At 70.2% G+C, this 11,002-nt stretch carries 8 protein-coding genes; 5 read left to right on the top strand and 3 right to left on the bottom strand.

The annotated features are described in order from the left end of the window. The first annotated feature begins 81 nt into the window (after nucleotides 1-81). On the top strand, nucleotides 82-1,686 hold the full coding sequence (locus ACIBM5_RS23010) for a hypothetical protein (RefSeq protein WP_396008540.1): 1,605 nt from the start codon (nucleotides 82-84) through the stop codon (nucleotides 1,684-1,686). Nucleotides 1,687-1,864: 178 nt separating this feature from the next. Here ACIBM5_RS23010 and ACIBM5_RS23015 read toward each other — a convergent pair whose 3' ends face one another. Further along, entirely contained in the window at nucleotides 1,865-2,458 is a 594-nt protein-coding gene (locus ACIBM5_RS23015) for a TIGR00730 family Rossman fold protein (RefSeq protein WP_396008541.1), read from the bottom strand. Nucleotides 2,459-2,787: 329 nt separating this feature from the next. Between ACIBM5_RS23015 and ACIBM5_RS23020 the strand changes: the two genes are divergently transcribed. From ACIBM5_RS23020 to def, 3 genes are all read left to right on the top strand, one after another. Beyond that, nucleotides 2,788-3,333 carry a hypothetical protein gene (locus ACIBM5_RS23020; RefSeq protein ID WP_020554763.1) on the top strand — a complete coding sequence of 182 codons (546 nt, stop codon included), beginning with the start codon at nucleotides 2,788-2,790 and terminating at the stop codon, nucleotides 3,331-3,333. Between the two features lie 155 nt (nucleotides 3,334-3,488). After that, nucleotides 3,489-5,108: a hypothetical protein gene (locus tag ACIBM5_RS23025; protein ID WP_396008542.1), complete on the top strand. Its 1,620-nt coding sequence runs from the start codon at nucleotides 3,489-3,491 to the stop codon at nucleotides 5,106-5,108. 56 nt (nucleotides 5,109-5,164) lie between these two features. Next, nucleotides 5,165-5,842: a peptide deformylase gene (gene def / locus ACIBM5_RS23030; protein WP_391581638.1), complete on the top strand. Its 678-nt coding sequence runs from the start codon at nucleotides 5,165-5,167 to the stop codon at nucleotides 5,840-5,842. Between the two features lie 181 nt (nucleotides 5,843-6,023). Here the strand turns inward: def and ACIBM5_RS23035 are convergent, their stop codons facing one another. Next, nucleotides 6,024-8,876, bottom strand: a complete 2,853-nt coding sequence (locus ACIBM5_RS23035; RefSeq protein ID WP_396008543.1) for a vitamin B12-dependent ribonucleotide reductase — start codon at nucleotides 8,874-8,876, stop codon at nucleotides 6,024-6,026. Nucleotides 8,877-8,996: 120 nt separating this feature from the next. Continuing rightward, complete coding sequence (gene nrdR / locus ACIBM5_RS23040) at nucleotides 8,997-9,500, bottom strand: transcriptional regulator NrdR (RefSeq protein ID WP_391581635.1); 504 nt, start codon at nucleotides 9,498-9,500, stop codon at nucleotides 8,997-8,999. 628 nt (nucleotides 9,501-10,128) lie between these two features. Here nrdR and lexA point away from each other — a divergent pair. After that, the gene (gene lexA / locus ACIBM5_RS23045) at nucleotides 10,129-10,839 is read left to right on the top strand and encodes a transcriptional repressor LexA (RefSeq protein ID WP_396008544.1); all 711 of its coding nucleotides are present in this window, start codon (nucleotides 10,129-10,131) and stop codon (nucleotides 10,837-10,839) included. The last annotated feature ends 163 nt before the right edge of the window (nucleotides 10,840-11,002 follow it).

Raw genomic sequence — 11,002 nt, forward strand, 5'->3', positions numbered from 1 at the left:
CCCACAAAACCTCCCATCTCCGGCATCCACCGGCGACGCCGGGCCCCGCGTCTGGAAAACTCGGGTCATGTGACGAGCGATGTGCAAAGCCCAGCGACGGATCGACCCGCAGCGCCGGCGGGTCGCCGCCGTTTTCGGGCACTCGCGGACGCGATAATCGAGCGGCCGTACCTGATCACCGCCGGCCTGATCGGCCTGATCATCGTCACCGGTGTGAACGGCCCCGACTGGCCGGCGCAGTACTTCCGGACCTGGCTGATCCGCGACCACGGCACGTACCTGTGGAACAACCAGTGGTACGGCGGACACCTGCTCCCGGGCTACAGCATCCTCGCGCCGGTGATCGCCTCCAAGATCGGCACCGCCACGCTGACCGCGCTCTCGTGTGTGACCTCCGCGTGGGCCTGGGACAAGCTCCGGGTCGGCGGGAACGACGTCGCCCGCAAGGTCGGCAGTTGTTGGTTCGCGGTGATGTGCAGCGTCGACTACCTGATCGGCCGCACCCCGTTCGCGCTCGGTGTCGCCGCGGGCATGCTCGCCATACTGGCCGCTCGCCGCCGACACCCGCTGTGGGCCGGTTTCGCCGCCCTCCTGTGCGGGCTCTCCAGCCCGCTGTCCGGCGCCTTCCTGATGCTGGTCGCACTCGCCTGGGTGCCCAGGGAACGGGTCTGGCCGACCCGACTGTGCTTCGCTCCCGCCGCACTGGGCCTGGTCGCCGCGCTCGCCTTCCCCAACGAGGGCATGTTCCCGTTCCCGTGGTGGCGGTTCCTGCCGATCCTGGCCTTCGCCGCGGTCGGCCTGCTGATACTGCCCAAGGAGCAGCAGAGCGCCCGGCGCTTCCTGTGGCTGTACGCGGCGACCGCGGTGATCTTCTTCTTCGTGCCGACCTCGCTCGGCGGCAACCTGGCCCGACTCGGCGAGCTCACCGCCGGCCCGCTGATGGCGGTCGTGCTGCTCTCGGCGGGCCGGCGTCGGCTCGTGGTGCTGCTGGCCCTGCCACTGCTGGTCTGGCAGTTCCAGTCCGCCGCGCTGGCCATCACCCACGACATCAAGGACTCGCCGGGCGAGAAGCCGCAGTACTACGCGGGCATGCTCGACTTCCTGCAGAAGAACAACACCCACCCGCTGGGCCGGGTGGAGATCCCGTTCACGCGCGGCCACTGGGAATCGGTGTTCGTCGCCGAGAAGATGCCGCTGGCCCGCGGTTGGGAGCGCCAGCTGGACCGCAACTACAACGCGGTGCTCTACCAGGAAGACCTGACGATCCAGGAGTACCGCGACTGGATCGACGACACCGGCGTGCGGTTCGTGGCCCTGCCGGACATCCCGATCGACCCGTCCGCGATCCCCGAGGCCGAGCTGATCCGCAAGGGCATCCCCTGGCTCAAGCCGGTCTACTCCGACAAGGACAGGCACTGGCAGATCTGGGAGGTGGAGAACCCGACGCCGATCGTGATGGGACCGGGCGAGCTGACCGAGCTGACGCCGAGCAGATTCTCCTTCGACGCGCACGCGGCCGGAACGTTCGTGATCAAGATCCACCCGACCTTCTGGGTGACCCCGGACCGCCCCGGGATCGTGATCAAGGCGACCGAGGACGAGTGGAGCGAGATCACCGTCGACCGGCCGGGACCGGTCACCGTCTCCGCGCGCGACTCGAAGCTCTTCAAGGGCAAGAACGGCTAGGCCGTGTCCGGTGGATCCTGGTGGATGAGGTCGCGTCGTGCGGTGCGGCGAGGTGCGGTGCCGGGCGGCGCGACCCCACCAAGATCCGCCGGACAGCGCCTAGGCCGGGCCCGGCCCGGCGGTCGGGCCCCGGCGCCGAGTCGACGGGCCGGTCCGCGGGCGGGCCGGCCCGGACCGCTCACGGCTTCGGCGGCGCCGCCGGGTCCAGGCCGCCCGCCCACTTGGGCAGCGGCGGTTGCCACCCGTTCGTCCGGGCCAGCAGGTCCGCGCCGTCCCGGGCCACCAGCAGGGTCGAGCGCAGCTCCGGCTTGAGGAAGCCGTTCGCCGTCATCGTGTCCAGCGCGTCCAGGAGCGGCCGCCAGAAGCCGTCCACCTCCAGCACCGCCACCGGCTTGGCGTGGATCGCCAGGTGTTGCCAGGTCCACACCTCGAAGAGTTCCTCCAGGGTGCCCGCGCCGCCGGGCAGCGCCACGAAGGCGTCCGCCTGGTCGGCCATCGCCGCCTTGCGCTCGTGCATGGTCTCGGTGACCTGCAACTCGGTCAGGCCCAGGTGGGCGATCTCCCGGTCCACCAGCGAGCGCGGCATCACCCCGATCACCTCGCCGCCCGCGGCCAGACACGCGTCCGCCACCGCGCCCATCAGGCCCACGTGCCCGCCGCCGTAGACGATCCCGACGCCGGCCTCCGCGAGGGCGCGACCCAGCTCGATCGCCGCCTCCCGAAACCGCGGCGAGACACCCGACGCCGATCCCGCGAACACCGCTACCCGCATGTCAGGCTCCCTGCACTGCCGACCACCGAAGTGATTCGTATCGAACCGGTTCGCCACGAAGTCTGCCAACCCACCGCCGGGGCACGGCGCCTGCCCCGGCCCGTCGACCGATCCGTCGATCGGTCCGTCGATCCGTCCTGCCGGCCGCGCCGCGCGGCGCGGCCGGCGAATCGGTATCGCACCGATGGCGAATCGAGTCGATGAATCGGCTATCCCGCACCGGAGCGGCGGTACAGTCCCGGCATAGAAGGGCAAATTCGGCCATCGTCGGCGGCGGTCACACAACCCGACGTTGACGGGAAGACCCCCCGCCACGGCAGAATGCCCGCGTGCCCGCCACCGAGCGCCCTGCCTCGGACATCCCGTTCGAGCGGCTGTTTCCCGATCTCGACGACCATGGCCGCGAACGCCTGGTCGCCGCCGCTCAAGCGCTCGATCTGCGCCGCTCCCTCGACGATCCCGCGCGCTGGTTCTGGAACGAGCCCGACCCGCTGAGTCCCGAGCCCGAGCCCGAGCCGTCCCCGCACATCCTGGGCACCGCGCTGCTGCTGTACGAGGCCGACGGCGACTGGTTGGAACTGGGCCTGGACGTGTGGCAGCTGGACGGTCCGTTCGTCAGCGTCACCGCCACGGTCGAGGTGGCGTGCTGGTGCGACACCGATCACAACATGCACGCCGTGCAGCGCGCGGAGTGGCCGGCGTCCACCGCGCAGGCGTTCCTGGAGGCGTTCCACACCGCCGCGCTCTCGGTGATCCGCCGGATCGAGGGTCCGCGCGACCCGCGCGACCTGCGCGCCCGTGCGGGGCTGCCCAACCCGCCCGAGCCACCCCCTGAGGATGACCTGCCCGGCCCCCCATCCGGCCCCGTGGTCTGAATCGCCGTTTCATCCGAACGAAGGATTTTTTCGCGCCGCACCGGTGATTCCACGGTGGACATTGCGCCATGGCACGCCATACATCGGACAATCCGGCGTCCTACCTCAGTGCCCACCTGCACCACTTCGGCCCCGATCTGAAAAACTAGGCCGTCATGACACATGCTCTGGACGGCCGCATACCCCTCGGGGAGCCCAAGTCGGATGCCGGCGGCACCACCCGCCGCGCCTGGCGACGGCACCTGCGCGGGGTCCTGATCGCGGTCGCCGAGCATCCCTACGTGATCACCCTGGCCCTGGTCGGGCTGCTGACCGTGCTGGGCATCAGCGGCGCCGACTGGCCCGCGCAGATCTTCCGTGCCTGGCTGGTGCGCGACCACGGCGCGGTGCTGTGGAACAACCAGTGGTACGGCGGCCACCTGCTGCCCGGCTACAGCGTGATCACCCCGGTCCTGGCCGGTGGGATCGGCACCCGCCTGCTCACCGCCATCTCCTGCGTGGCCGCCGCGTGGGCGTTCTCCCGCCTGCGCCTGGGCCGCGGCGACCTGGCTCGCCGGGTCGGCAGCTGCTGGTTCGCGGTGATAGTCAGCATCGAGTACCTGATCGGCCGTACCCCCTTCGTGCTCGGCGTGGCCGCCGGGCTGATGGCGATCCTGGCGGCCCGCACCGGGCATCGTGCGTGGGCCGCGGTCGCCGCCGGGTTCTGTGGCCTGGCCAGTCCGCTGGCCGCCGCGTTCCTGCTGATGATCGCGCTCGCGTGGGTGCCCGCCGAACGGGTGTGGGCGACCCGGTTCAGCCTCGCCCCGGCCGTGATCGGCCTGGTGATGTCGCTGATCTTCCCCGGTGGGGGCGACTTCTCCTTCCCGCTGTGGCGGTTCGCCGCGATCCTGGGCTTCGCGGGGGTGGGCCTGGCCCTGCTCCCGCGCACCGAGGTCAGCGCGCGCCGCTTCCTGTGGCTGTACGCGCTCTCCTCCACCGTGCTGTTCCTGATCCCCAGCGCGGTGGGCGGGAACGTGGCCCGGCTCGGCGAGTTGTGCGCCGGCCCGCTGATGGCCGTGGTGCTGCTCTCGCTGGGCCGCAGGCGGCTGGTGGTGCTGCTCGCCATCCCGCTGCTGGCCTGGCAGTTCTCCTCGGCCGGCAAGGCGGTCGCGTTCAACAACCAGGACAGCACCGGCAAGAACTCCGCCTACTACACCGGCATGCTCGACTTCCTGGAGCGGGCCAACCTGCCGGTGGGCCGGATCGAGATCCCGTTCACCCGCGGCCACTGGGAAACGGTCTACGTGGCCGAGCACATGCCGCTCGCCCGCGGCTGGGAGCGCCAACTCGACCGCGCGCACAACGCGGTGCTCTACGGCCCCACGCTGGACGAGGGGCAGTACCACGGCTGGGTGCGCGAGACCGGCGTGCGCTTCATCGCCCTGCCCGACGTGCCGCTGGACCCCTCCGCCAAGCGCGAGGCGGAGATCCTGCGCGCCGGCGCCGACTGGCTGGTGCCGGTGTGGTCCGACCCGCACTGGGTGATCTGGGAGGTCGCCGACCCGGTTCCGCTGTTGGACGGCCCCGGCCAGCTCGTGGACATCACCCCCAGCGGTTTCACGCTGCTCGCCCAGCAGGCCGGCACGTTCACCGTGCGCATCCACCGAACCAGCTGGTTCGTCGCGAACAAGCCCAACACGAGCATCGGCGAGACCGAGGACGGCTGGACCGAGATCACCGTCACCGAGCCCGGCGAGGTCACCATCACGGCCAAGGCGTCGGCAGTCCTGCCCTGACGGGTGCGGGTAGGGTGATTCGGGTTCATGCCCTGGTGGAAAGGTAAAGCAAACCGATGGCCGAGCACCACGACCACTCCAGCCACGATCACCACGATCACGAAGAAGGCCGGATCTTTGTGATGGGCCGCCCGGTGGACTCGTACCCCGCCATGGCGCCCGAGGCCGCCCGCGGCAAGGTCCTGCGCGTCACCGTGGTCGGCGAGGACGTCCTGCACCGGCCCTGCGCCGAGATCACCGAGTTCGGCACCGAGGAACTGAACACGCTGATCGACGACATGTTCCTGACCATGTACGTCGCCGACGGCGTGGGCCTGGCCGCGAACCAGGTCGACGTCGGTATTCGGCTGTTCGTGTACGACTGCGTGGACGAGGACGGCCACCGGCACGTCGGCCACCTGATCAACCCGGTCCTGGACGAACTGCCCGCGACCGAGCGGCACTTGGAGGAGGCGGGCGAGGGCTGCCTGTCCGTCCCCGGCCCGCACGAGGACCTGGCCCGCCCGGACCGCGCGATCGCGCGCGGGGTGGACAAGGACGGCAACCCGCTGGTGATCGAGGGCGAGGGCTACTTCGCCCGCTGCCTCCAGCACGAGACCGATCACCTCAACGGATACCTGTACATCGACCGCCTCTCCAAGCGCGAGCGCAAGAACGTGCTCAAGGAGATGGAGTCGATGCGCGACGAGGTCTTCGCCAAGCGCGACGCGAAGGCCAAGCAGCTCGCGGGCTGACCCGCCGGGGCGGTGCGCGGGACGACCCGCCGGGGCGATCCACCGCACGCGAGCCGAACCGTCGAGCACGTAGGGCCGCACCACCACGCCGCGTGCCCGCCGCACCGGCCGCACCGAAAGGGGCGGGGAACCGAACTCGGTTCCCCGCCCCTTTCGGGCGTTCACGTCAGCGCCGCTCGGGTCAGCTGCAGCCGCTGGTCGAGCCGCAGCCCTCGCACACGTAGCAGCTGCCGGCCGGGCGCATCTTGATCCCGCAGGAGAAGCACAGCGGGGCGTCCGCGCTGCGGCCCTGGCGGGCCTCCAGCAGCTCGGTGGAGGAGTGCACCGCGGCCGGGACCGGCTTGAGGTCCGGGGCCTTGGGTGCGGCGTCCACCGGCGCGGACTGCGCGAGCGTGCGCATGTCCTCGACGGCGGCCGGCTCGTCCGGCTCGTAGGAGCCGGTCTCCAGGTGCCGGGTGCGCTCCGCGGCGGAGTGGATGCCCAACGCCGAGCGGGTCTCGAACGGCAGGTGATCCAGCGCCAGGCGGCGGAAGATGTAGTCGACGATCGACTGCGCCATCCGCACGTCCGGGTCGTCGGTCAGACCGGCCGGCTCGAAGCGCATGTTGGTGAACTTGGAGACGTAGGTCTCCAGCGGCACGCCGTACTGCAGGCCGACCGAGACCGCGATCGAGAAGGCGTCCATCATGCCCGCGAGGGTCGAGCCCTGCTTGGACATCTTCAGGAAGACCTCGCCGAGGCCGTCGTCCGGGTAGGAGTTGGCGGTCATGTAGCCCTCGGCGCCACCCACCGAGAAGGACGTGGTGATGCCGGGCCGGCCCTTGGGCAGGCGCTTGCGCACCGGGCGGTACTCGACGACCTTCTCCACCACGGCGGCCGCGGTCGACTTGCCGTCGTCCGCCTTGCCCTTGTTCTCGCCCTTGCCGGCCGACAGCGGCTGGCCGACCTTGCAGTTGTCGCGGTAGATCGCCAGCGCCTTGATGCCGAGCTTCCAACCCTGGAAGTAGATCTCCTCGATCTCCTCGACGGTGGCGTCCTCGGACATGTTCACCGTCTTGGAGATCGCGCCGGAGATCCACGGCTGGATCGCCGCCATCATCCGCACGTGGCCCATCGGCGAGATGGTGCGCTCACCCATCGCGCAGTCGAAGACCTCGTAGTGCTCGAGCTTGAGGCCGGGCGCGTCCACCACGTGGCCGTGCTCGGCGATGTGCTCGATGATCGCCTCGACCTGCTCGGGCTGGTAGCCCAGCCGGCGCAGCGCCCGGGCGACCGTGCCGTTGACGATCTGCATCGAGCCGCCGCCGACCAGCTTCTTGAACTTCACCAGCGCCAGGTCGGGCTCGACACCGGTGGTGTCGCAGTCCATCATCAGGCCGATCGTGCCGGTCGGGGCCAGCACCGAGGCCTGCGCGTTGCGGAAGCCGTTCTTGTCGCCGAGCCTGGCGACGTCCTTCCACGCCTTGGTCGCCAGGTCCCACACGGGGGCGTCCAGGTCGTCCATGCGCTTGCCCGCGTCGTTGGCCTCGGCGTGCTGGCGCATGACACGCTTGTGCGGCTCGGCGTTGCGGGCGTAGCCCTCGTACGGGCCGACGATGGCGGCGAGCTCCGCGGAGCGCTTGTACGCCGTGCCGGTCATCAGCGAGGAGATCGCACCGGCCAGTGCCCGGCCGCCGTCGCTGTCGTAGGCGTGACCGGTGGCCATCAGCAGCGCGCCCAGGTTGGCGTAGCCGATGCCCAGCTGGCGGAACGCGCGGGTGGTCTCGCCGATCTTCTCGGTCGGGAAGTCGGCGAAGCAGATCGAGATGTCCATCGCGGTGATGACCAGCTCGACGACCTTGGCGAAGTTGACCGCGTCGAAGGTGTCGTCCTCGCGCAGGAACTTCATCAGGTTCAGCGACGCGAGGTTGCACGACGAGTTGTCCAGGTGCATGTACTCCGAGCACGGGTTGGACGCGGTGATCCGGCCCGACTCGGGGCACGTGTGCCACTTGTTGATCTCGTCGTCGTACTGGATGCCCGGGTCGGCGCAGGCCCACGCGGCCTCGGCCATCTTGCGGAACAACGCCTTGGCGTCGACCGTCTCCAGCACGTCGCCGGTGAGCCGGGCGCGCAGGCCGAACTCGCCGCCCTGCTCGACCGCGTTCATGAACTCGTCCGAGACGCGGACCGAGTTGTTCGCGTTCTGGTACTGCACCGACGCGATGTCGGCGCCACCGAGGTCCATGTCGAAGCCCGCGTCGCGCAGCGCGCGGATCTTCTCCTCCTCCTTGACCTTGGTGTCGATGAAGTCCTCGATGTCGGGGTGGTCGACGTCGAGGACCACCATCTTGGCCGCACGGCGGGTGGCGCCGCCCGACTTGATGGTCCCGGCCGAGGCGTCCGCCCCGCGCATGAAGGAGACCGGGCCCGAGGCGTTGCCGCCGGAGGTGAGCAGCTCCTTGCTGGAGCGGATCCGGGACAGGTTCAGGCCGGCGCCGGAGCCGCCCTTGAAGATCAGGCCCTCTTCCTTGTACCAGTCCAGGATCGAGTCCATCGAGTCGTCGACCGACAGGATGAAGCACGCGCTGACCTGCTGCTTCTGCGCGGTGCCGACGTTGAACCAGACCGGCGAGTTGAAGCTGAAGATCTGGTGCAGGAGGGCGTACGCGAGCTCGTGCTCGAAGATCTCCGCGTCGGCGGGGCCGGCGAAGTAGCCGTTCTCCTCGCCGGACTTGCGGTAGGTCTTGACGACCCGGTCGATCAGCTGCTTCAGGCTCCACTCGCGCTGCGGCGTGCCCACCGCACCGCGGAAGTACTTGCTCGTGACGATGTTGACCGCGTTCACCGACCAGGAGTCGGGGAACTCGACACCACGCTGCTCGAAGTTGATCGAGCCGTCGCGCCAGTTGGTCATGACGACGTCACGACGCTCCCAGACCACCTCGTCGTAAGGGTGGACGCCGGGGGTCGTGTACACGCGCTCGATCCGCAGGCCCTTGCCGGGTCGTGACCGGCCGGAACCGCGGGCCGATCCGCTCGTCGTCTCTGTCATGCCGTCTCCTCTTTTGAACAACGCCGTGGGCAGGCCGGAGCATCCCGGGGGATGTCCCGCCGACCGGTCGGGTGGTCCGTCGTTCGTGTGCTACCGAAATTGATTTCTGGTGATCCGCGGTCAGTCCGAGGTGGGACCGTCCGCCGCGTCCACGGGCACCGCGGGCTGCGCCGACTCCGCGCGACCGGCGCGCAGCAGGGCGACTTCGGCCTCGAAGTCCTCCAACGACTCGAAGGCTCGGTACACGGACGCGAACCGCAGGTAGGCGACCTCGTCGAGCTCCCGCAGCGGGCCCAATATCGTCAGGCCCACGTCGTGGGTGGTCAACTCCGCGCATCCGGTGGCCCGCACCGCCTCCTCGACCCGTTGACCGAGCAGGGCCAGCGCGTCACCGGTGACCGGGCGGCCCTGGCAGGCCTTGCGCACGCCGGCGATGACCTTGTCCCGGCTGAAGGGTTCGGTGACGCCGCTGCGCTTGATCACCGTGAGCGAGGCGGTCTCGATCGTGGTGAACCGCCGTCCGCAGTCCGGACACGATCGTCGGCGCCTGATCGCGGCGCCGTCGTCGGTGGTCCGGCTGTCCACGACGCGGCTGTCCGCTCGCCGACAGAAGGGGCAGTGCATGCGGTTCCTCTCCCCCTCGTTGAGACGCAGGTCGTACGTGTTGCCCGTGCGTGCCGCGCGCGGTATGGCGAAGCGTGCCCGGTCGTTGCCGCGCCCTCGCCCCGAGGGCCGCCGCGAAGGGGCCCGTCCGGTGCGCTCCGGGAATATGGTATATACGGCAACCACAACTTGTGGGTTCCTTCAACGCCCTCGACCACAAGATGTAGTGGCTACGGTAGACCGCGACCCCGAGCGCTGCAAGCCGACTCGCAGACACTCGGAGAGCCTTCGGTGACCTCTCGTCATCCCCGCAGGTCACCGCCCGCCGGCGGCGAAAAATTAACCCGGCCGGCCGCGTGTCGCGGCATACGGGTGACGGATGCGACATATCGGGCGCTGGAAACGATGGCTTTTCCCAGTCGAATTCGAATGTATGTACGATTACTACAGCGGGAACCGAATGATCGCCACTGGATTGGCCTAAATTCACTCGAACGTGTGTTTGGCGCAACCTTTCGAACCCGACTACCGTTCTCCACGTGCGAGCAATCCGTCGAAAGGGCCAGCCGTGACCGGAGAAGCCACCGGAGCAATCCACCCCGGAATCCGCACCGAAACTCTCCCTGCGAAACACCCGCACAGTGCCTCCGTGCCACCCCCGACGCCCGCCCCGGGCACCGAGAACGGGCAGGTCCAGGGCGGTGTGACGCGGCGCCCGACGGGGGGGCTGACGCCGCGCCAGACGCGCGTCCTCGAAGTGATCCGCACCTCCGTGGAGTCCCGCGGATATCCGCCGAGCATGCGGGAGATCGGCGAGGCCGTCGGCCTCTCCAGCACTTCCTCCGTCGCGCACCAACTGATGGCCCTCGAACGCAAGGGCTATTTGCGCCGTGATCCGCACCGGCCGCGCGCCTACGAGGTGCGCTCGCCCGACGGCGGCCGGCCGCTGGCGCCGGCCGGGCCGCACGCCGAACGCGGCTCGCAGGCCGCGTCCTACGTGCCGGTGGTCGGCCGGATCGCGGCCGGTGGCCCGATCCTGGCCGAGCAGTCCATCGAGGACGTGTTCCCGCTGCCGCGCCAGCTCGTCGGCGACGGTGACGTGTTCCTGCTCAAGGTGAGCGGCGACTCGATGATCGAGGCCGCGATCATGGACGGCGACTACGTCGCGGTGCGCCGGCAGCCGGTCGCCGAGAACGGCGACATCGTCGCGGCGATGATCGACGGCGAGGCCACCGTCAAGCGCCTGCGCCACCGGGACGGGCACCGCTGGCTGATGCCGCACAACCCCGCCTACGAACCCATCCCGGGAGACGAGGCGACCATCCTGGGCCGTGTGGTGGCCGTCATGCGCCGGGTGTGAGATGAGCGGGGACGGCGACATACCGGCTGCGGGGGGGGGGGGGGGGGGGGGGGGGGGGGCGCGGGCCCGCCCCCCCCCCCCCGCGCCCCCCCCCCCCCCCCCCCCCCGCCGCCCCCCCCCCCCCCCCCCCCCCCCCCCCCCCCCCCCCCCCCCCCCCCCCCCC

Source organism: Embleya sp. NPDC050493 (assembly GCF_044458105.1).
Classification (GTDB): domain Bacteria; phylum Actinomycetota; class Actinomycetes; order Streptomycetales; family Streptomycetaceae; genus Embleya.